This is a genomic window from Bacillus paramobilis (genome assembly GCF_038096195.1).
Lineage (GTDB): Bacteria > Bacillota > Bacilli > Bacillales > Bacillaceae_G > Bacillus_A > Bacillus_A mobilis.
This window is the reverse complement of sequence record NZ_CP151108.1, coordinates 829,800-849,840: the sequence shown is the minus strand read 5'-3', so window position 1 is coordinate 849,840 and position 20,041 is coordinate 829,800. Positions and strand designations below refer to the sequence as shown.

Sequence of the window (20,041 nt, the reverse complement as noted above, 5' to 3'; positions counted from 1 at the left end):
GTAATTAAATATCTCGGGGGTGCCAATCGATGAATGCTAGATTAGAAAATTTAATGCAATGGCTAAAAGAAAAAAACGTAGAAGCTGCGTTCTTAACTTCTACACCAAACGTTTTCTACATGACAAACTTCCACTGTGAACCACACGAAAGACTTCTTGGTATGTTTGTATTCCAAGAAAAAGAGCCTATTTTAATTTGCCCTAAAATGGAAGAAGGTCAAGCGCGTAACGCTGGCTGGGCACATGAAATTATCGGATTTACTGATACTGACAGACCATGGGATATGATTGCAAAAGCAATTAAAGACCGCGGCATCAATGCAAACGCAGTTGCAATCGAAAAAGAACATTTAAACGTAGAACGTTACGAAGAACTAACAAAATTATTCCCAAATGCAGCGTTCAAATCAGCTGAGGAGAAAGTTCGTGAACTTCGTTTAATTAAAGATGAAAAAGAACTTTCTATTTTACGCGAAGCAGCTAAAATGGCGGACTACGCTGTTGAAGTTGGTGTAAATGCAATTAAAGAAGATCGTAGTGAGCTAGAAGTATTAGCAATTATTGAACACGAATTAAAAACAAAAGGCATACATAAAATGTCATTTGATACGATGGTATTAGCAGGTGCAAACTCTGCTCTTCCACACGGTATTCCAGGTGCAAATAAAATGAAACGCGGCGATTTCGTACTATTTGATTTAGGCGTAATCATTGAAGGTTATTGCTCTGACATTACACGTACAGTAGCATTCGGTGACATTTCTGAAGAACAAACTCGCATTTATAAAACTGTACTTGCTGGACAACTACAAGCAGTTGAAGCATGTAAACCAGGTGTTACACTTGGTGCAATCGACAACGCTGCTCGCTCTGTGATCGCAGATGCAGGTTACGGCGACTTCTTCCCGCACCGCCTTGGTCACGGACTTGGAATTAGCGTACACGAATATCCAGATGTAAAAGCTGGTAACGAGTCCCCATTAAAAGAAGGTATGGTCTTCACAATCGAGCCAGGTATTTACGTACCAAACGTAGGCGGCGTTCGTATTGAAGATGATATTTACATCACAAAAGACGGATCAGAAATTTTAACGAAATTCCCGAAAGAATTACAATTTGTGAAATAAGAAAAAAGGCAGCGTGATGGCTGCCTTTTTCTATTTCTCTACTATTTCAAATTTCTCTACAATCATTTTTGCTGGATAGCTTTCAAGCATTTGAGAAAACCATACTTTTATTTTATCCCCTGTTTTTAACTGTTTATATGCGCCTTTATCTTTAAAGCTCAAAACTATATGTGATGGATGCTCTTTATTTATTTGTTGTTCCATATAATGTTGCAATTCTACTTTTGTATTAAACGTTTTATCATCGACAAAAAATACCGTGTCATTTCTTACTATGACATACCCCTCTTCAGGTACTTTTTTTACCGCTACTTGCTCTACTTGTTTTATATCACACGTTGATAATATGATTAGAAATACACTTAAAAACATAAAGTTTTTCATACGCCTATTCATTTTTAACTCCTTACTCTAGGCTATTTCAAATTTAACACCATCTTCTCCTCATACTTATCATCCCATTTAATCACAACCTCTATCGGTTCATCTTTAGATAGAGGCGCACAACTTACACAAGAAGACTTCATTTCAATCCTTGCTCCTTTATGAACTTCTGAAGTTTGTGTCATTGTACGAAAGGTTTCATTAATAGCAATCTCTAAATTTTTAAATTCTGTATTTCCATCTCCGCCTTTATACTGAAACGTAAACATTCCATCTTCACTGTCATCCTTAATATGCCCTTTATATTGCCCCGTCCAACTTTTGCTCTCGCTAGAAAAAGTAACATACGAAAGCGAGCAGCTTCCTAAAAAGAAAATACTAATAAAAAAGACTAATGCTCTCTTCATAATGCCCCTCCATTCAAAAGCATTTATTTATTGTCTATTTCTTTCTCTTATTATACTATTAAAATACAGAATTTTCTAAAATAGGAGGTTTATATGTTACAACAGCAGCTAGAAGAAATTCGTAATAATAATTACATAATGGATAACACAATTAACATGGATTCTTTAAGTTCAAATATGCTTAAACATATCGGTGTTACTGATAGCTATTTAAGAGACAAACTTATTTACTCTACTTTTTACCATCTCATCAAAAAGGACTACATTTCACACACACAATTACAGAAATTGTTATTAGAAAGCATCAGCGAAAACTATTTATTTTATAAAATTCGTTCAGATGACGAAGATGCTGTATTTACCCGTGCATTTACGACCTTATTAATTGCGCTCCTTATTGATGCGGATACAAAATATAATTTCTTATCACAGAATGATATTTTAACTGTAAAAGATCAATTAATTCTATATATGAACAAAGAGCATGATTTCCGTGGATATGTTCAAGACCATGGCTGGGCACATAGTATCGCTCATGCTTCTGATACATTTGAGGCGCTTGTGAATAGTCCTAAACTGGAAAATTTATATTACGAAGAGATACTACAAACTTTATTAAACAAAGTTTGTGTTCATTCCATCTATTACAAATATGAAGAAGACGAGCGTCTCGTTTATCCAATTGTCTCAATGCTACAAAATGGTCTACAAGAAGAAACACTCATATTAGCCCTTCATGATTTAGCAGCTCAATTACCCGTCCAAAAACAAACATTACAGATTAAATCGTATGAGTTTTTATACGGAAATATAAAATCTTTCTTACGCAGCTTATTTTTCAGACTACGCACACTGTCTATATGCAAAGAAACAGAATGCGAAATTGAAAAATTGCTACAAGAACTTCCAAAATATTATTAAAAAAAGAAGGCCACTTAAAAAGTGCCTTCCTCTATTTCACTAATATTTAATTGAAATTTCACGATCCAAACTGAGAAAAGGTGGACAAGAAGCGCAAACGCCATACATGCTCCGCTTAAAAAAGTTAGTATAGGATGCGAATACACGTGCCCTAATCCATAGGATATCGCCACGAAAAACATTGTTATGTAAATATAAATTGCTCCATGTATTTGCCTCATATGAACCTGCTACTAAAAATATAAACAAATGTTTATTCTTAGAGTATTCCTGCTTCTACGTGCCCTGCCTCGCTAATCACTTGCTACTACAGTTTGCTGTGACACTCCACAGGCGTAAATTCCGATGTAGCCCACCGTACATATATACAATCTATTTACGTTAGTATTGTATATTTTTTTGCTTGTAAAAGGTTGATTGACGCATTTAAATCTCTATCTATTACATTGCCACATTCACATGTATATACTCGGTCAGACAGCTTTAAATCCGACTTTTTTTGACCGCAACATGAACATATTTTAGAAGATGGATAGAATCTGTCCGCTTGCCGTAGTTCAATTCCATATTCCCTACATTTCGTTGATAACAATGTTTTAAAAGCATAAAAACATTGTTGTGCTACAGCTTTAGATAGATGTTTGTTCTTCATCATACCTTTCACATTCAAATCTTCTACTGTAATAAACGTTGGCTTGGTTTTCACCACATCATTTACAATAGACTTTACATACTCTATTCGAATATTCGCTAATCGAGCATGCAGCTTTTGCACTCTAAGAACATTTTTATTTATATTCACTCTTTTATTAGTAACAGATTTTTCACCTCTCTTTTTTAGATTTTCAAATTTACGTGCTAAAGAGCGTTGTTCACGTTTTAACCGTTTTTCTATCTTTTTTACTTTTATTGTTTTGTTGATGTTCTCATGAACGATACCATCGCTACGTGTAGCAAAATCCTTCACTCCTAAATCAATCCCTAGACCTATTTTATTGAGTGCTAACTTTGTTGCCATTTCTTCCAATTCGCAAAGTACAGATACAAAATATCTTCCTGCTCTTTGATATACTGTGCCACTTTTTACAGTTGCATTTTTAGGGATATACCCATATTCTTTTAACCTTACCCAACCAATTGTGGGGATTTTTACTCTATGCCTTTCTACTGTCCAATCTGTTTTGTTGTTTTTCGGAAAGTAGCACTTCACATCTTGCTTCTTCTTTTTTTTATATCGTGGAAATTTAGATAAACCTTTAAAAAATCGCTTAAAAGCTTTATCTCCATTCATAATCGCTTGTTTTACCGCTTTGCTCGACACTTCTTTAATCCACTGGTCACACTCTTTTGTATGAATGTTGTTTAGCCATTTGGAAAAGTCATAGCCACTAAGAAATTTCCCCTCCGACTCATATGCCTCTTTATTTTTAGAGATATACAGGTTATATACATATCGACACACCCCAATAGTTTGACGGATTTTACTAACTTGTTCAGTTGTCGGTTTGATTTCTATTAAATATGCTCTTTTCATAAGTCTCCATCCTCCGACATTTTCTTTTTGTATTTTCTCAACCCATATATTCTACAGCTAAATACATGAATGATAGATATTAAATCCTGAACAAGTTCTTCTTGAATACCCATATATTCCTTATACTGTTCTTCTGTATAGTATCTTCTTCCTTTTGGGTTTCGGTAAGCAGGTAAAACACCTTGATTGTCCCACCTTTGCAATGTCTTAACAGAGACATTAAGCATTTCTGAAAATTCTTTTGGTTTATATTGTTTCATAATTACTTTTTACTATATATGTCTATGTTTTTGTTTACTGTTTCTTTCTCCTTTTCCCATATTATAGCATAATTTTCTGATTATTCACATTAATCGTTTGTGATTAATATTTCTCAACTGTTACACCTCTAACAGCCGCCTTAATATATGGTGCTCCTTGTAAACTTTGTAAATCCTCTGTTTTGCCTGTTACAACTACACCGTATATTGGTAGGTCTTTCGGTTCGGTGTTTTTGATTTCATTATAGTTTGTCCCAAAATACTCTTGAAATCCCCCTTTATTTTCACTTAAGGATTTCATAGATCCAAGAAACCCCGCTGAGTTTCCTTTAATATCCTCGTACTCATCTTCCTTCTTATCAGCATAACTACCCTCAAAACCAAAAATATTCATTGATACCTCTGCATTTAACACCGCTCCCGTTTCAGGTTCTGCTAGTCCGGTATACGTCTCTGCTTTCGTTTCATCATATGTATCTACCCAAAGCCACACAGGTCGTATTCCTTCAGGAAGCATTTTCACTACTTCCTCCGCTGTATATGCCTTATCAAAAGATAGAGCTACCTCTGCGACTTTATTCTGCAATTCACTAATTCTCTCTAAATCGTTCACATAGTTTAAATACTTTACAAAAGGTAAATAAAACCGCATTTCTCTTTGCATTGTCTGTCGATTGTAATCTTGTCTTGTCTCAAATTCTGATTGTTTATTTATATTCTCTTCTTCTAAACCTGTATTTCCATTATCATTTTTTTGACTATAACCAAAGATCGAATACTCATAAATTTCATCAATCCATTTAACTGGTTGTCCTTGAATATTTTTATAGGAACTGTACATCATTGTACCGCTAGCTATTCCCATACTTAGTTTTGTATGTCCATTAAAAATAATATTAGGCCCTTGAACACTGTGTCGTAAATATACTCTCTGATCCATTTCTCGCTTATTCTTCTCGTTAAAATAAATTAACAAACTCATACTACCTATAATCAAGACCAATGTCACAACTACTGAAATCACGAGATTTCTCCAAAACTGCTTCCTCTTCGCCTTCTTCATCAAAGTCTTCATCTGCTTATCATCCATATTCAAATCAAAGTCCTTCCGACTCATCGTTTCTCCTCCTATACAATTTTTTAAATTGATTTCTTGCACGGTACAAACTTGTTTTCACTGTTTCTTCTTTCATACTTAATAAAATGGCAATTTCCTTATAAGATAGTTCATATTCATATTTCAACAGTAAAATATGACGATAATCCTCCGTCATCGTCTCCAATATTTCTTGTACCTCGCCTTGTAGTTCACTTGTTAAAAGCACTTCATCTAATGACTTTTGGCCAATAAGAACAACAGATTCAATCGCAATGGGATTTAGCCTTTTTTCTTTCCGATATAAATCTCGGTGTTGATTGATCGCAACCCTAAAGAGCCACGGTGTTAAATGCTCTAACGGTATTTCCTCCATAAGCAATAAAGCTTTATACAGCGTATCTTGCACAATATCTTCCGCTTCTTTTCCATCTGCTCCAATCTTAATTAAGTATCCAAACACAGCTTTTGACTTCTCTATTAATAACGATTCAAACGTATCATGACTCATTCTGCTCTCCTTTCTATATACTCAACGTTTGAGAGCGTAAAATGTATACAGCTTTTCTTTAAAATTTTTTAATAATAAAAAGCACATCTATTTTGATGTGCTCTACACATATACTTTAGTAACATATGAATCATTTTTTGAAACAAAAACTCCCACTCATCTCTCCCCAAACTATCGTTATGACTTAGTTGCCATAATAATTGAACGAGGATAAAACCCCAGCTTTTCATAAAACAATACAGCTTCATTTCCGTACACTACTGTTAATTCAATTTCATCTATCTTCTTCGCTTTAAACCATTCCACTGCACTATTCATTAATTTTAAACCAAATCCGTTTCTTCGGTACTTTTCATCAACGAATAAAACTTCAATCTTTCCGCTTACACTTTTACTATACGCTATACAAAATCCTAATATATTAGCTGTTTCCGCCTCAACTAATAATTCAATTCTATATTCTCCGTACTTTGAATTCTGTTTATAATTTTCAATACGTTCCTCAAATGTCATTCTTGGATAATCACCAGAAAAATGTTTTGATTTATTATTATGATATTCATGCAATTTATTTAAGGGTTCTCTTATTATTTCTATTTCATCGAGAGTGATATATTTATTACTAATTCTCATCTTACAGCATCTCCAATAATATATATTCCAACAAAAAAGAAGACCTTTTTACGTTTATAAAATACCAATCTATTATTTCATAACTTCCTTCACAACATCTTGAATCATAACAACTTCTGTTTTCATATCAACAGACTGTACTTCTTCATCAATACATTCATACCAAAACGCTAAGTGCTTTTTATCAATTTCATGATGAGAATTTTCGACAAGAGCCCCGCCTTCTCCTTGCACAGAATACCAATATAAGTACTCTTCTCCACCTCTTATTTCCCGGAAAATTGTCTCTACATACATCTTTTCGTCGTTTAATGTCAAAAGCACTTCTTTCATATTGTCATTAAGAAGCTGCATCCATTCATCTACACGCTGACTTTTACCTTGTTTCACTTTGAATCTCGTTAACTCCACATTCATTTTTATTCCCCCGTTTTCTTCCGTACAAACAATCTATATCCTATTGGATTATAAAAACTTAATTTACTAGCTAGTTTTTGCGAAGGAATATTTTCTACATAACAATCCCAGCACGGTGTAATATCATTTTGCATGCAATGTTCAATAAATCGTGTTGCAACAGCTTGTGCTAATCCTTTTCCTTGATACGCTTCATGCGTCACAATATCAATTTCAGCAAATCCATTCCCGCTAAATATCGAAACACATTCAGCTACAATCATCCCATCTTGTTCTATACAAAATCCGAAACCACCGTTTAAAAACAGCTCTTTTGATCCCCAATATTCTTTATAATACTCCTCTGTAAATTCATTGCTTCGTTCTATATCACTTTTATCAATACGCTTCACTTCATATGTATTTTTGCTTGCATCTCGTTTTCTCTCTTCAGAAATTTCTCTTTGGAATTTCATTCGCGGCATATTCCGAAGTACATTACTAAAACGCCCTTCAATCATTATTTCCCACTCTTCAATTGAAGTGAAGAGTGTAAATCTCTTCTCTGTTTTTTCAATAGCCACTTTTAAATACGCAAATAGATCTTCGTTATAATTTTGATCATCCGTATCACCAAATAAATAATAGATACCATTAGCTGTACGAATTAATCCTGCTGTTAACTTCTCGTTGGCAAAAATCTCACCATCTATCATTTGGTCACATACCGCATAAGCAAACGTCGTCGTTGTTGTATTACTTTCTAAAATCGGAAGGATTTTTCTATACTCGGCTACAGATAATTTTTTCATAATTGCTCCACTTTAATCGTATCCGCCTCTATATTTTCAAAACAAAGATTTACCGTTCTCTTTAATGCTCTCGTTCTATGAATCGTACACGCTGGAATTAAAATAGAATCATTCGGCTTTAAAACCGCTGTTTCTCCATCTTCAAAATCAATAAGTAATTCTCCCTCTAGTACAATGAATAATTCATCCGAATTAGAATGATAGTGCCAATCGTATTCACCATTAAATACAGCGATTCGTAAGCAATGACTATTCACATTTGAAACGACGAAGTTTTTATGTTGATCTTGAATGTCCTTTGTTAATTCTAATAAATTCACAGTCTCCATATTCCGTCTCACCCTTTCATTAGTCGTTCTTCTGAAAAACTAGCTTAGTCTCCACCACCTCCACAATCTCCTCCACTATCACTTGAGCTGCTACAATCGTTGCTACTGTAGTCACCAAATCCACTTGATGAGCTTGAAGCATATGAAGATTTTTTTCTCATTTTTCTTTGCTTATCCTTCTTACTTTCATGACTAGGCCATACTTTATGAAAGAATATACCGAATAAGACTAATTCTATTACGACAAGTGTAAATTCTAGAATGCTCTCAATAATATTGGGGGTTATCTCAAAACTGTAAAACACTCCAAATGAATACATACACAAAATCACATACAGAGCCATACAAATATACCGAAATGTTTTCTCTATCATAATGACTACTTTTTTTGAAAGAGGTATGTTCTGTTCCTGTTTTTTCTTTATATACTTTTGTCTTTTAGCTTGCTTTTTCTTCCTCTTTTTGCTCCCCATTGACTCTCCTCTTCCGACTTCTTTTTTCATTTAATTCCAAATTATCACAAAAAATAACATTTTAACAAGCTATATTTCACGTAAAGTTTCATTTACTTTTTGTAAAGTTTCATTTACTTATTACCTAAAAATGGATATAATAAATGTAACAAATTTACAAAAAGGAGACTTTGTATATTTGATTAAAAATAAGGTGAAACAATTCCGCGTCGTTAGAGACATCACCCAAGAACAATTAGCTTCCTCTGTTCAAATTACTAGACAATCCCTCATCGCTATCGAGAAGAATAAATACAACCCGAGTTTAGAATTAGCATTGAAATTATGTGAGTTTTTCAACTGTAAAGTAGAAGATTTATTTCAATTAGATAAAACTGGGGAGGAAAAAAAATGAAAAACACTTTTAATCAAGAATTCATTTCGCATCTTACCATTTTATTGTTAGGTTCAACTTTTCTTTATTTCAATAGTAATGATGAAGAAAAAATTAGTTCTGTCCTTCTATTCGCTGGTGTATACATACTCTTAGCCTTGATACTATTCGTAGTGAAACGGATATTCTTTAAGAAAAAAAAGAACGATCCCGAAAAATATCCATTACCTGAAATGGATGAAAGAATCGAGAAGATGAGTTTAAAACTTATGGCGCAAATTTTCGGTCTCTCTCATTTAATCGGTTCTGCGATACTATTTATTTTATATATCACTGACAAAAATTCGATGATACGAGTTGAGTATGCCTTGTATTATTTATTCGGCATTCTTTTCTTTACAATGATGTTCGGATTGAGAATCGTAAAGAAACTAGACAATTAACCCAAGTAAAAAACCCCTCCTTACAAAAGGAGGGGTTTACATGTATCTCTATTATGATAAAGCAGGAGCTTTTTCAAGAAGCTCTTTCGCATCAGCGTATTGTAAGCCGTGAGCTTCTGCAACTGCTTCGAATGTTACATAGCCATCTAATGTGTTAATACCTTTTAATAATGCAGTGTTGCCTAGGCAAGCATCTTTGTAGCCTTTGTTCGCAATTTGTACTGCATATGGTACTGTTACGTTTGTTAATGCAAGAGTTGATGTACGTGGAACCGCACCTGGCATATTAGCAACTGCATAATGAACAACGCCATGTTTTTCGTAAGTTGGATTGTCGTGAGTTGTAATACGGTCAGTTGTTTCGAAAATACCACCTTGGTCAATCGCGATATCTACAACGACAGAACCTGGTTCCATTGATTGAATCATTTCTTCTGTTACAAGTTTTGGTGCTTTTGCACCTGGGATTAATACCGCACCAATCACAAGGTCAGATTCTTTTACAGCTTCTGCAATGTTGTACGGGTTAGACATTAACGTTTTTACTTGGTTACCGAAAATGTCATCTAGTTGACGAAGACGTTCTGCACTTAAGTCGATGATTGTTACATCTGCACCTAAACCTACTGCGATCTTCGCTGCGTTTGTACCAGCTTGACCACCGCCGATAATTGTTACTTTGCCGCGTTTTACCCCTGGAACGCCTGCAAGTAAAATACCTTTACCACCTTTGTTTTTCTCAAGGAATTGTGCACCGATTTGTGCAGACATACGACCAGCTACTTCACTCATAGGTGCAAGTAATGGTAAAGAACGATTGTCTAATTGCACTGTTTCGTATGCAATTGATACAACTTTGTTATCAATTAATGCTTTCGTTAATTCTGGTTCTGGAGCTAAATGTAAGTATGTGAATAAAATTAAACCTTCGTGGAAATAACCATATTCACTTGCAACTGGCTCTTTTACCTTCATAACCATATCCTGATTCCATGCTTCTTCAGCAGTTTCAACAAGTTTCGCACCAGCTTGTACGTATTCTTCATCTGTAAAGCCTGATCCTATACCTGCTCCTTTTTGAACAAAAACTTCATGACCATTTTGTACTAAATGTACCGCTCCCGCTGGCGTCATTGCCACGCGGTTTTCATTGTTTTTAATTTCTGTTGGAATACCGATACGCATTATTAGTTCCCCCTTGAGTTATGAAATGACCCCTGAATCATTTTTTAAAGCGCTTTCTACGCTCTTATATTCTAACATAATATCTCAATATTTGACAAAAAATAATACAAGTTTTCCGATAGATTTAATCTTACATTAAAGGACAGTATTATCCGCACCTCTCAGCATAAAGGATAAACTGTCCAATTATTCGAAACTTCACTTTATTTTATTCTATCGATGTCTATGAATAACATCTACTGCACCAGTTACTTCAATAATTGTACCGGTAATCATATCGGAATCGTCCTCACATAAAAACGAAATGGTTCTTGCGATATCTTCACCTGTTCCAGGTCTACCAATTGGTGTGTTATGTCCTTTCAACTGACGTGCTTCTTGAATTGTCGCTTCTTTCATTTCACCAATAATATCACCAGGACATACCATATTTGCAGTAATACCATATTCTGCTTCTTCATAAGCAACTGTTTTCGTTAATGAAACAAGTCCTACTTTCGCTGCTGCAAAAGCTGAACGATAAATCCATCCCGGTGCGCTATCTGCCCCTTGGAATCCGTAATTAATAATACGACCAAAGTTCTGTTTTCTCATAACTGGAACGACAAGTTTCAACAAATGAAACACCGCTGTTAAATTACCCTGAATCATTTCATTCCATTCGTCTTCTTCATAATCGACTAACTTTTTTCGTTCAAATACATATGGACCAGCATTATTAATTAAAAAGTCAATTTTGCCAAAACGGCTTATCGCTTCTTCTACTATTTTATGTAAATCTTCCTTTTTCGTGACATCCGCTTGCACGAATTGTAGACGCTCTTCCATATTTTTATATGTTTCTTTCATCATTTCCATAGCCGCTATATCGCTATGATATGTTACTGTTACTGAATATCCTTTAGCCAATAACTTTTCTGTTACTTGCTTTCCTAAACCTTTCGTACCGGCTGTAATGAGCGCATGTCTCACAAAAAACTGCCTCCTTTTAAATTGCCATAGTTCATATGTAACAAGTTCTCGCTCCAATTACAACTAAAATGAATTAAAATAAAGTTTTCAAAATTCTGTAACGTTTCCGACAAGCACATTACCAAAATTTGTTTTATAATAAAGTTGTAAACGGTAATAAAAATGATTGGGAGGAATTTACTATGAATAATACATATACAAATATTTTAATCGCGGTGGATGGTTCTAAAGAAGCAGAAAGAGCCTTTAAAAAAGCAATTCAAGTCGCAAAACGAAACGATGCAACATTAACAATTGCTCATATCGTTGATGTAAAAGCATACTCAGCAGTAGAAGCTTATAGCCGTGCAATTGCTGAACGTGCAAATCTATTTGCAGAAGACTTATTAGAAGACTACAAAAAAACTGCGCTTGAAGCTGGCCTTGAAAAAATTGAAACTGTATTAGAATTTGGTAATCCTAAATCTAAAATTTCAAAAGAAATCGCTCCAAATCATAAAGTAGATTTAATTATGTGTGGTGCAACTGGTTTAAATGCTGTTGAGCGTTTCCTAATTGGTAGTGTCTCTGAACATATTATTCGCTATGCGAAATGCGATGTCCTTGTTGTTCGTGGTGATGAGGAGCAAGGTGATCTTTAATTTATAAATAAAACACCAAGTCCACATGGGCTTGGTGTTTTTCATTTCACATATTTTACTATAAACACAAGACAAACCACAACAACAATAACGATTGCCAGCACATAAGGCGGTAAAAACTTCAAAGACCATAATGCCATCATGATCGTCGCAACCGTTAAATACGATTGTCGTGCATCTTCTGTCATTTTTTTACGAAAGCAGAACACATACAAATAACCGATTGGCGGCGTGATAAAGCAAAGAACATATATGATTTTAGATTTTAAATACCATTTTTGTTCTCCGAGTTTCTTTATATCTTCTTCTATTCTCTTATGCTCTTGTTCTCTCGCTTCTTCTACAAGCGGATCTTCCTCTTCTCCTCGCTTTTCTTTCATATAAGGAAGAAAGTGCATAAAAAAATAGTATGCAAATACGAACGCCCCAAATCCAATATCTAATCTTTCTAATGGAATATGCTCACTAAAAAAAACAGCAGTAAGCGATAAAGACAAACAGTACGTCATCATCCAAAAGGAACATTTTCTCTTTTTTCGTTCCATTTCTTTTTTATTTTGTACATGTTTTCTTTTCGAATGCCATATTGAAATACAGCAATCTACTACGAATAGAATAAAGATAAATATCCCAACGTGTACTGTTTCTACATCCTCAAATGAAAAGATATTTGGGAATGCAACATGTAATACAATTAATGTGTACAAAATTAGCCCTATAAAATAAATACGTCTCATTTTCCATCCCTTTCTTATTTCCTAACATTAGGTTAACATACATTTTTTAGAAATAGACGGACAAAATATATATGTTTAAAAAAGGAGGATGCTACATGGATGATTCTGAACGTATTATTTTAGATGTGAATGGGAAAGAAATCGAAATGTTAGAGACGATTCGTGAACATTTTAAAGAGACACACGGAATTGAACTAAGTAACGGTGCATTACTACGAGATTTAATGGATATTGAGTATATTCGAATTACGGAAGATCGACATAAGTATGATTGATTTTAAGCTATAAACATCACAAAAAAGGTACGCTTCCCTCTACTAAGGTTAGCGCACCTTCTTTCTTACCAATCAACTTCCTACAAACTCTCCAACTAACCCCTTCGCCTTCTCCAAAGCTTTCTCAATTTGCTCAAACCCTGTACCGCCAGCACTATTACGACGTTTCACAGCTGCATACGGCGAAAGAACTTCATACAAATCTTCTTCAAATAATGAGCTCATTTCTTCATATGTTGCAAGTGGTACATCTACTAAATAAATTCCTTTTTGTGTGCAGTGTAGCACTAGCTTCCCAACAATTTCATGAGCTTGACGGAATGGGAGTCCTTTACTTGCTAAGTAGTCAGCAATTTCTGTTGCGTTTGAGAAATCTTGGGTGACAGCTTGCCCCATCTTTTCTTTGTTTACAGTCATCGTCTCTAACATGCCTGCCATAATATGAAGGCATCCCTCTACTGTTTTTACTGTATCAAACATTCCTTCTTTATCTTCTTGCAAATCTTTATTGTAAGCGAGCGGTAATCCTTTCATGACTGTAAGTAAACTAAATAAATTACCGTATACTCTGCCTGTTTTACCACGAATAAGTTCCGCCATATCCGGATTTTTCTTTTGCGGCATAATGCTGCTTCCCGTTGCGTATTGATCGCTCATTTCAATAAATTGAAACTCTTGGCTACTCCATAAAATAAGTTCTTCGCAAAAGCGTGATAAGTGCATCATAAGCATAGATGAGTTACTTAGGAACTCCAGTATGAAATCACGATCGCTTACTGCATCTAAACTATTTTCATAGATTCCATTAAATCCAAGAAGCTCCGCACTATATTCTCGATCAATCGGGAATGTTGTCCCAGCTAACGCTCCTGCTCCTAATGGCGAAATGTTAATACGCTTTAACGAATCTTCATAACGATTTACATCACGCTCTAACATCCAAAAGTAAGCGAGAATATGATGAGCAAATGAAATTGGCTGGGCACGTTGCAAATGCGTATAACCAGGCATAATTGTTTCAATATTATTTTCTGCTTGATGAACAAGAACAGTTTGCAATTGTTTTGTAGCTTTTATAATATGTTCTACTTTTTCTTTTAAATATAAATGCATATCAGTCGCCACTTGATCATTACGGCTTCGGCCAGTATGAAGTTTCCCTCCTACTTCACCGATTTTTTCAATTAACATCTTTTCAATATTTAAATGAATGTCTTCCGCTTCAACTGAAAAATGTAATTTATTTTGTTTCGCTTCTTCTAATAAATATTGAAGACCTATCTTTATTTTCTCTGCTTCTTCTTTCGTAACGATGCCTTGCTTTGCTAGCATCGTTACGTGTGCAATACTCCCGTTTATATCTTGATTTACTAATTGTTGATCAAAGGAGATGGATGCTCCGAACTCTTCAACCCACGCTTCCGCTTCTTCTGTAAAACGTCCGCCCCAAAGTTTGCTCACGCTTCCACCTTCTTTTGATTCACTTGGCTGTATACTTTCGTTGGTAAACCGAATAATGAAATGAATCCAATTGCTGCATCATGATTAAATTCGTCCTGGGCAGTATACGTTGCTAGTTTTTCATCATATAAAGAGTACTCAGATTTACGTCCTTCTACAATCGCATGGCCTTTAAATAATTTCACACGCACTGTACCTGTTACATTCTTTTGCGTTTCTTGTAAGAAAGCGTTAAGCGCTTGTTTTAAAGGAGAGAACCATAAACCATTATAAATAAGTTCTGTTATTTTCTGCTCAATCATCGGTTTAAAATGCGCTACTTCTTTTACGAGTGTTAAATCTTCAAGCTCCTTATGCGCCGTAATTAATGTCATCGCTGCTGGGCATTCGTATACTTCACGCGATTTAATACCAACAAGACGATTTTCTACGTGATCAATACGTCCAACGCCATGCTTTCCAGCAAGTGCATTTAACGTTTTAATTAGTTCTGAAAGTGAATATGCAGTACCATTTAAAGTCGTCGGTACGCCTGCTTCAAAACCGATTTCTACAAACTCCGGTTTATTCGGTGTATCTTCTAAAGCTAATGTCATCTCATATGCATCTTCTGGTGGTGCTGCCCATGGATCTTCTAAAATGCCACATTCGTTACTGCGTCCCCATAAGTTTTGATCGATTGAAAATGGGCTGTCTAAATTAATCGGAATTGGTACGTTGTTTTCTTTTGCATAGGCAATTTCTTCTTCACGTGACCATTTCCATTCACGTACAGGCGCAATCACTTCTAAGTAAGGATTTAAAGCTTGAATAGAAACTTCAAAACGAACTTGATCATTCCCTTTCCCTGTACATCCATGTGCAACTGCAGTCGCCCCTTCTTGTTCTGCAATCTCTACTAATTTCTTCGCGATAAGCGGGCGTGATAACGCAGAAACGAGAGGGTATTTCCCTTCGTATAACGTGTGCGCTTGCATCGCCATCAATGCATATTCATTTGCAAATTCCTCTTGAACATCAATCATATATGATTTAATTGCACCTACTGAAAGTGCCTTTTCTTTTACAAATGCTAAGTCTTTACCTTCCCCTAAGTCTAAACAAAGCGCGATAATATCATAATTCTTCTCTTGTAACCATTTAATTGCAACGGAAGTATCAAGACCTCCGGAATATGCTAATACCACTTTTTTCTTCTCCATTTTGCATCCCCCTAAAGAATAAATATTCATTTTCTTTTATAATAATTCACACTTTAACACCTTTTACAAAATGTATCAAGAGTCATTTTCAAATTTTTTCAAACAATTCCATCGAGCTTCTTTCTGTTTTCATGTACAATATAAGCAGGAAAACGGGGGTGAACTTATGGAAAAGTATTTCTTATACGATGATCATCTAGGAATTGAAATTCCTCATTTACAGGAAGATTGGGAAGATATCTCCGAAAAAATGCAGCATGCTATTTTATTGAAATGGGAACAAGTTCGCGGAAAAATTCCTGATCGTATAAAAGAACTCGAACACTCTATTAATGCAAAACAGCATCATTTAAATAACGAAGAAGACTTCGAAATTTCTTGCAAACTGAATTCAGAAATTGCCGATCTCGCTTCCATCATTAATGACCTTTGGCTTTGGTATCGACTCACTCAAAATGTATCTGAGGGGAAAGCACACCAATGAAAAAAGCATGCCCCTCAATCACTTTGGGTCATGCTTTTTTGTCGTAACACGATTTACAATATATTTCTTGTGCTGTTTTCGCCAAACACACATCAAATGGACCGACTAATATACTTCTTTCTTTCGGCAACTTTACAAAAGCGACAAGTTCTTCTTCATATTGAATCTTTTTCTTACATGAAACGCACGTTAATTCTTTTCTTTTGAATATGTCTTTTAGCATATCTCCACTCTCCCCTTTATCTATCTATATTAATATACTCTCATAATAGTTAACATTTGTAAAAAAATGACACATTCCAAAGTGAACGATTCATATAATGTGTACAAAAGGAGGTCTAAAATTTATGCGCGCTTTCGTTATTATCGCTTTAACTTTTTTAAGTGTGATTAGCTGGGATGCGTTTTTTAAAGAAAAAGGTGATGAAAAGAATACAACTGAATAAAAACTCTTCTTTTCTTACTTATTGGACAAACTAAAAAACTGTCCGACTTAACAAAACAACTTAGGCTTTTCTACAAAAATATTTAAACATAACAATTTTTGTAGATTCCCTCCGTTTATTGTCGGTTTCCATCCGCATACATTTTTTGAAAGTATGATATAATAATATAAATCTTGAAGGAAGGGATTTTGATATCATGATCGCTCGAAGGAGCATGTGGCATCGTATTGACGAATCATACACGTAGCGTATTTTTCAGCTCAGATACTTTAGTCTAGCGAAAAAAATACGAGAGTGGGGAAATTATGATTGCCCGAAGGATAATTTGGCAAAAAAAAGACTCTTCTTACACATAGCGTTTTGTTTAGGACTTAATTGTTACTAGCTAAACAAAACAAAGAAGAGCAGGATTGCTAAATGAAGAATCCTACTCCACGTTTTGTTTAGTCGTTTTAAGACTTAAACTAAAACGAAGGTAGGGAGAATTGATGGACGAGAGGATTATTCGTTATTTCTTCAGCGACATATAGCGTAGTTAGTTTTTTTCGTAAACTAACTGAAGCTACATGTGAGCTCGTAGTTAGTTTACAACACAAAAAGGACTACTAACTACGGAAAGAAGGAATAACGATGAGGAACATCCAAAGTCGACAAATTATTAAAGAAATTTTTATGGTTTTAATCGGTTCATTTATTTTAGCAGCAGCGCTATATCACATTCACTTCCAAAACCACTTAACAGAAGGTGGCTTTGTAGGAATTGCACTATTCATCCAAAATTTTTATGATATTTCACCATCTATTTCAACTGTAATTATGGATATCCCAATTATTTTACTATGTGCTTCATTTTTAGGTAGAAAAATGGTTGGCTATTCATTCCTAGGTTCGATTTCATTCGGAGTATTTTATTCTCTTATGGAAAATTATTCTCCATTTACGGTCGATTTATCAAATAATTTATTTATAGCTGCAGTAGTTGGCGGTGCATTAGCTGGTATTGGACTCGGTTTTATATTGCGATTTGGCGGTGCAACCGGCGGAGACGACATTTTAACAATTGTATTAAGCAAACGAACTCGTTTTACAATTGGGCAAATTTTCTTCGTCTTTGACGCGATTGTTCTTGCGCTTTCATTATATTATTTAAATTGGACAGAAATTGCTTTTACTATTCTTTCGATTGCCGTACAGGCAAAAACATTGGACTTAATTTATTATCCAAAAGCAGAGAAGAAAACAGAAAAGCAACCAGTATCTATTCCAATGTCCAAAAAGCATGCAACAAATTAAAAAAGCGAAAGGCTTCGGCCTCTCGCTTTTTTTACGCTCTTTTTTCCTTCTCGACTATGTGGCGCACTTGATAAAATCTATTTGCAAATTCAGTAACGTTTCTTGTTAAACGATAATTCACTGTAGACCCAATTGCCATTCCAATTACCGGAATACCTTGGAATAATTTACGACGAAGAGCATAAATCGAAAATGTTTTTAAAATTTGTTTTAATACAACTTCAGTAGAAGCTGGCTGTAACACCGCTTCGTCTCCTTCGTAGAAGAACGAATCTTCTTGCTCTAGCTCTTGCAGTAAATTGTACCATGCGTATTGCTGAAGCCTTCCTGGTAGTAATGACGCATGAAACACCTTTAACGCAAGCATCATTTCATAAGGCTTGTTCACATCATGTCCAAATGATGTGGCAATAAGTTGGACAGCCTTCACATTTAACGCAATCATAACCGGAAAATCAGCCGTTAATAATAATAAACCTCCAGCACCCGTTGCTCCGCCTTGTACGAATGAATATAAACGATGTCGTGCTGTTTGCTGCTCTGCTATGTATGTTAACTGATCAATAGATAACGCTTTTAAATCTTCTAATTGCTCAATCGATTCATCAAATAATCTCGACGTTCCTAAAATACGATTACGTGCATCTAACTGTGATTGCGAACTTTGAATCAATGCATGCAAATGAAAGAGCCATCCATCTGCTTTCGTAAAGAAATCTTTTCGTTTTTTCTCAGGTAATTTCGCAATTGTAGTATGTACCCATTTATCAAACATTTTTTGAAAATCAGTCGCTTCTTGCTCAATTAATTGCGATTCCCATTCTTTTATATTGTCTAAAATGGCTTGTTCTCGCTTCGATCGCATCGTAACAACCACCTCGTTCGATTTTTTTCTATTGTAACATATTTCTGCTTATTCTTTGCAAATATGCTTGTATATCTCTTTTCACATACCCTTTATGAGTGACATAAAATAATAGCAAAAAGGATGAGATACTTCACATGAATCTATCCAATCTAAAACAAAACTATAATGCAGTATTCAGCTTAGGACAAAACTGCTGGCCTGCTTGGGCTTTATATCAATTCGAATTATCACCATTTTTTGGTGTTATCGATTTTATGCTAAGCCCTTCATTAGAAAAAGTGAATGTATTATTACAAAATCGATTTGACCGTTTTTTAAAGTTCGAAAACTTATCCTTCATCTCATTTTGGGATGATGGTGCAAAACTAAGACTCCGTGATAATCTATATGAAATCGACTCTTGCCACGACTTTAAAACAGATGTAAACACACCAACTTCTTGGCCTTCTTATACAGAAATTAAGTTAAACTATGAGCATCGAATTCATCGTTTTCTAACTACAATTGAAACGGCAGAATCCACATTGTTTATTCGAACTGGAGGAACATACGAAGAAGCACGTTCCTTGGAACACATTTTATCTCAATTAGTTAAACATACATTCTCTGTCCTATTACTCATTCCTGAAGATGTACCAACTATCACCCAAGACGATTGGGGATTACAAAACATTTGTGTTATAAAATGCCCTATTATGGATGTATTCCAGTACAATGAAGCATTTTGGAATGACTTATTTGATGGGATCACGATTAGACCAAAAGCTTAAATACACGA

28 protein-coding genes are annotated in these 20,041 nt (G+C 34.9%); 9 read left to right on the top strand and 19 right to left on the bottom strand.

Annotated elements, in window-relative coordinates:
- Window positions 1-29 precede the first annotated feature (29 nt).
- A complete protein-coding gene (gene pepQ / locus AABL52_RS04460) occupies window positions 30-1,127 on the top strand; it encodes a Xaa-Pro dipeptidase (protein ID WP_341518973.1) in 1,098 nt (365 codons plus the stop codon).
- Between the two features lie 30 nt (window positions 1,128-1,157).
- Here the strand turns inward: pepQ and AABL52_RS04455 are convergent, their stop codons facing one another.
- Together AABL52_RS04455 and AABL52_RS04450 are read right to left on the bottom strand one after the other, a co-directional pair.
- Complete coding sequence (locus AABL52_RS04455) at window positions 1,158-1,523, bottom strand: DUF3221 domain-containing protein (RefSeq protein ID WP_341518972.1); 366 nt, start codon at window positions 1,521-1,523, stop codon at window positions 1,158-1,160.
- Window positions 1,524-1,543: 20 nt separating this feature from the next.
- Window positions 1,544-1,918: a hypothetical protein gene (locus AABL52_RS04450; protein WP_000816833.1), complete on the bottom strand. Its 375-nt coding sequence runs from the start codon at window positions 1,916-1,918 to the stop codon at window positions 1,544-1,546.
- 93 nt (window positions 1,919-2,011) lie between these two features.
- Between AABL52_RS04450 and AABL52_RS04445 the strand changes: the two genes are divergently transcribed.
- The gene (locus tag AABL52_RS04445; RefSeq protein WP_000941481.1) at window positions 2,012-2,839 is read left to right on the top strand and encodes a DUF2785 domain-containing protein; all 828 of its coding nucleotides are present in this window, start codon (window positions 2,012-2,014) and stop codon (window positions 2,837-2,839) included.
- A 14-nt stretch (window positions 2,840-2,853) separates the two neighbouring features.
- Here AABL52_RS04445 and AABL52_RS04440 read toward each other — a convergent pair whose 3' ends face one another.
- The 10 genes from AABL52_RS04440 to AABL52_RS04395 form a co-directional block, all read right to left on the bottom strand.
- The gene (locus AABL52_RS04440; RefSeq protein ID WP_001248905.1) at window positions 2,854-3,060 is read right to left on the bottom strand and encodes a hypothetical protein; all 207 of its coding nucleotides are present in this window, start codon (window positions 3,058-3,060) and stop codon (window positions 2,854-2,856) included.
- Window positions 3,061-3,215: 155 nt separating this feature from the next.
- On the bottom strand, window positions 3,216-4,373 hold the full coding sequence (locus AABL52_RS04435; protein ID WP_341518971.1) for an RNA-guided endonuclease InsQ/TnpB family protein: 1,158 nt from the start codon (window positions 4,371-4,373) through the stop codon (window positions 3,216-3,218).
- Window positions 4,370-4,633, bottom strand: a complete 264-nt coding sequence (locus AABL52_RS04430) for a MerR family transcriptional regulator (protein WP_000816200.1) — start codon at window positions 4,631-4,633, stop codon at window positions 4,370-4,372. The genes AABL52_RS04435 and AABL52_RS04430 overlap by 4 nt, the downstream gene beginning before the upstream one ends.
- A 103-nt stretch (window positions 4,634-4,736) precedes the next feature.
- The gene (locus AABL52_RS04425; protein ID WP_097845518.1) at window positions 4,737-5,750 is read right to left on the bottom strand and encodes an anti-sigma factor; all 1,014 of its coding nucleotides are present in this window, start codon (window positions 5,748-5,750) and stop codon (window positions 4,737-4,739) included.
- Window positions 5,731-6,240, bottom strand: coding sequence for an RNA polymerase sigma factor (locus tag AABL52_RS04420; protein WP_341518969.1), 510 nt, complete (start codon window positions 6,238-6,240; stop codon window positions 5,731-5,733). The genes AABL52_RS04425 and AABL52_RS04420 overlap by 20 nt, the downstream gene beginning before the upstream one ends.
- 177 nt (window positions 6,241-6,417) lie before the next feature.
- Window positions 6,418-6,873: a GNAT family N-acetyltransferase gene (locus AABL52_RS04415; protein ID WP_097845520.1), complete on the bottom strand. Its 456-nt coding sequence runs from the start codon at window positions 6,871-6,873 to the stop codon at window positions 6,418-6,420.
- Between the two features lie 72 nt (window positions 6,874-6,945).
- A complete protein-coding gene (locus tag AABL52_RS04410; RefSeq protein ID WP_341518968.1) occupies window positions 6,946-7,290 on the bottom strand; it encodes a DUF6176 family protein in 345 nt (114 codons plus the stop codon).
- Window positions 7,291-7,292: 2 nt separating this feature from the next.
- A complete protein-coding gene (locus tag AABL52_RS04405) occupies window positions 7,293-8,081 on the bottom strand; it encodes a GNAT family N-acetyltransferase (RefSeq protein ID WP_087957168.1) in 789 nt (262 codons plus the stop codon).
- Window positions 8,078-8,410: a cupin domain-containing protein gene (locus tag AABL52_RS04400; protein WP_000450951.1), complete on the bottom strand. Its 333-nt coding sequence runs from the start codon at window positions 8,408-8,410 to the stop codon at window positions 8,078-8,080. Before AABL52_RS04400 ends, AABL52_RS04405 begins: the two co-directional genes overlap by 4 nt.
- A gap of 44 nt (window positions 8,411-8,454) precedes the next feature.
- Window positions 8,455-8,883 (bottom strand): hypothetical protein, encoded by a 429-nt coding sequence (locus AABL52_RS04395; protein ID WP_000534938.1) that lies wholly within the window; start codon window positions 8,881-8,883, stop codon window positions 8,455-8,457.
- A 130-nt stretch (window positions 8,884-9,013) separates the two neighbouring features.
- Between AABL52_RS04395 and AABL52_RS04390 the strand changes: the two genes are divergently transcribed.
- On the top strand, window positions 9,014-9,277 hold the full coding sequence (locus AABL52_RS04390) for a helix-turn-helix transcriptional regulator (RefSeq protein WP_087957171.1): 264 nt from the start codon (window positions 9,014-9,016) through the stop codon (window positions 9,275-9,277).
- Entirely contained in the window at window positions 9,274-9,699 is a 426-nt protein-coding gene (locus AABL52_RS04385; RefSeq protein WP_000799011.1) for a hypothetical protein, read from the top strand. The genes AABL52_RS04390 and AABL52_RS04385 overlap by 4 nt, the downstream gene beginning before the upstream one ends.
- A 51-nt stretch (window positions 9,700-9,750) precedes the next feature.
- Here the strand turns inward: AABL52_RS04385 and ald are convergent, their stop codons facing one another.
- Complete coding sequence (gene ald, locus AABL52_RS04380; protein ID WP_001219387.1) at window positions 9,751-10,884, bottom strand: alanine dehydrogenase; 1,134 nt, start codon at window positions 10,882-10,884, stop codon at window positions 9,751-9,753.
- Window positions 10,885-11,097: 213 nt separating this feature from the next.
- A complete protein-coding gene (locus tag AABL52_RS04375) occupies window positions 11,098-11,856 on the bottom strand; it encodes an SDR family oxidoreductase (protein ID WP_033656227.1) in 759 nt (252 codons plus the stop codon).
- A gap of 182 nt (window positions 11,857-12,038) precedes the next feature.
- Between AABL52_RS04375 and AABL52_RS04370 the strand changes: the two genes are divergently transcribed.
- Window positions 12,039-12,497, top strand: a complete 459-nt coding sequence (locus tag AABL52_RS04370) for a universal stress protein (protein ID WP_340421114.1) — start codon at window positions 12,039-12,041, stop codon at window positions 12,495-12,497.
- 41 nt (window positions 12,498-12,538) lie between these two features.
- Here AABL52_RS04370 and AABL52_RS04365 read toward each other — a convergent pair whose 3' ends face one another.
- Window positions 12,539-13,234 carry a hypothetical protein gene (locus AABL52_RS04365; protein WP_341518967.1) on the bottom strand — a complete coding sequence of 232 codons (696 nt, stop codon included), beginning with the start codon at window positions 13,232-13,234 and terminating at the stop codon, window positions 12,539-12,541.
- Window positions 13,235-13,329: 95 nt separating this feature from the next.
- On the opposite strand from AABL52_RS04365, the gene AABL52_RS04360 reads away from it, so the two are divergent.
- Window positions 13,330-13,509 carry a hypothetical protein gene (locus AABL52_RS04360; RefSeq protein WP_000342763.1) on the top strand — a complete coding sequence of 60 codons (180 nt, stop codon included), beginning with the start codon at window positions 13,330-13,332 and terminating at the stop codon, window positions 13,507-13,509.
- A 72-nt stretch (window positions 13,510-13,581) separates the two neighbouring features.
- Here AABL52_RS04360 and argH read toward each other — a convergent pair whose 3' ends face one another.
- Window positions 13,582-14,970: an argininosuccinate lyase gene (gene argH / locus AABL52_RS04355; RefSeq protein WP_341518966.1), complete on the bottom strand. Its 1,389-nt coding sequence runs from the start codon at window positions 14,968-14,970 to the stop codon at window positions 13,582-13,584.
- On the bottom strand, window positions 14,967-16,172 hold the full coding sequence (locus AABL52_RS04350) for an argininosuccinate synthase (RefSeq protein WP_000412331.1): 1,206 nt from the start codon (window positions 16,170-16,172) through the stop codon (window positions 14,967-14,969). Before AABL52_RS04350 ends, argH begins: the two co-directional genes overlap by 4 nt.
- A 166-nt stretch (window positions 16,173-16,338) precedes the next feature.
- On the opposite strand from AABL52_RS04350, the gene AABL52_RS04345 reads away from it, so the two are divergent.
- Window positions 16,339-16,656: a hypothetical protein gene (locus AABL52_RS04345; protein ID WP_000417208.1), complete on the top strand. Its 318-nt coding sequence runs from the start codon at window positions 16,339-16,341 to the stop codon at window positions 16,654-16,656.
- A gap of 28 nt (window positions 16,657-16,684) precedes the next feature.
- Here AABL52_RS04345 and AABL52_RS04340 read toward each other — a convergent pair whose 3' ends face one another.
- Window positions 16,685-16,879: a hypothetical protein gene (locus tag AABL52_RS04340; RefSeq protein WP_000910154.1), complete on the bottom strand. Its 195-nt coding sequence runs from the start codon at window positions 16,877-16,879 to the stop codon at window positions 16,685-16,687.
- Between the two features lie 853 nt (window positions 16,880-17,732).
- On the opposite strand from AABL52_RS04340, the gene AABL52_RS04335 reads away from it, so the two are divergent.
- The gene (locus AABL52_RS04335) at window positions 17,733-18,395 is read left to right on the top strand and encodes a YitT family protein (RefSeq protein WP_073516718.1); all 663 of its coding nucleotides are present in this window, start codon (window positions 17,733-17,735) and stop codon (window positions 18,393-18,395) included.
- A 31-nt stretch (window positions 18,396-18,426) separates the two neighbouring features.
- Here the strand turns inward: AABL52_RS04335 and AABL52_RS04330 are convergent, their stop codons facing one another.
- On the bottom strand, window positions 18,427-19,260 hold the full coding sequence (locus AABL52_RS04330) for an EcsC family protein (protein WP_061679878.1): 834 nt from the start codon (window positions 19,258-19,260) through the stop codon (window positions 18,427-18,429).
- A 137-nt stretch (window positions 19,261-19,397) separates the two neighbouring features.
- Here AABL52_RS04330 and AABL52_RS04325 point away from each other — a divergent pair, with 137 nt between their 5' ends.
- Entirely contained in the window at window positions 19,398-20,033 is a 636-nt protein-coding gene (locus AABL52_RS04325) for a DUF1796 family putative cysteine peptidase (RefSeq protein ID WP_341518965.1), read from the top strand.
- The last annotated feature ends 8 nt before the right edge of the window (window positions 20,034-20,041 follow it).